Annotated in this window: 1 protein-coding gene; it reads right to left on the reverse strand. The window is 67.1% G+C overall.

What is annotated here, in order from left to right:
- Positions 1–26 precede the first annotated feature (26 nt).
- On the reverse strand, positions 27–1118 hold a 1092-nt coding region (locus ACFWJO_RS39170), incomplete at its 5' end, for an SCO6880 family protein (protein ID WP_386872998.1).

The following is a 1118-nucleotide window of genomic DNA, read 5'->3' on the forward strand; positions in this document are numbered from 1 at the left end:
ACCGTCATCTCGTCGGTGCTCATGTCTCACATCCCCTTTCGGATGCTTTCAGGGATCAGCATGTGGTCGGACAGCACGAGACCCAGCGGCATACCGGCCTGGAACGTCACGGCCTGATTTGCCAGCGCCGTGCGGACGCGCAGCTTGGCCGGGGTGAGCAAGGCGGGCACCTGGCGATCCCAGAACCGCAGCTCCTCCTTATCGCGCACCGAGACCGTGACGATCAGGCCGAACCGCTCCAGGCCGGCACCCTGAGCCTCCTCAGCGGCGGTCTTCGCCGCCGCTGCCTGACGCTGAGCGGCGCGCGCGTCATAACGCGACTGCGAGCCCGCCCACACCGCATCCTTCTGTTCCTGCTGCACCAGCGCCGAGGTCCGCGCCGAGGGGATGGGCCGGTAGAGCAGCGTGACGCGCTTGCGAAGCACGTCCGCCTGGGGCTCCACGATCCGCGAGAGCGCGTTGGAACGGAAGTGCCCGTTAGGGCCCTGCCACATCGTCCACGAACGCGAGAACGCGCGGTCGTGCTGGAGCGTGTCGAATCCATCGACCATGAACGAGGGGCCGGCCTCCTCCCAGGACAGGCCCGTGCCCGCACCGTTGGCCTGCATCTCCTCCACCATCGGGGCGACGGTGGGGTCATAGGCAACGCGCGTGAAATCCACGATGTTCTGAGCCGTGCACACCTGCACGTTGCCCGCGCCCGTGCCCGCCAGGTTCGCAGTCAGCTCCGGGATCTTGTTGCCGATCTCCTCCGCCATCTCGGCCACGCCGCGATCCTTGTTCCCGCCGTCCATGCGCCGGCCGTCGAAGGTGACCGAGAGGCGCGCGACGAGCTGCGGCGCGCCCACGGTGTGCGTCTCGAGGATTTCGTTCACTACCGCATCCGAGAACTCGGGTGCGCCCTCGCGTCGGTTCGTCTCCAGCAGATTCCGCACACGGAACCCTGAATCCGGTGAGGACTCGATGCACACCTGAGCGCCCCGGATGCCTTCATCGTGGCCCAGCTGCGTGAGCCAGTTCGCCCAATGAGCCACACGGGATTCCAGCTGCTCCGGGTCGATCAGAGAACCGCCGTCCGGGTACGCCTCGAACACCACCGTGTAGTGATGCACGTCGCG

It is taken from the genome of Streptomyces sp. NPDC127092 (assembly GCF_042722475.1).
In the GTDB taxonomy this organism is placed as follows: Bacteria; Actinomycetota; Actinomycetes; order Streptomycetales; family Streptomycetaceae; genus Streptomyces.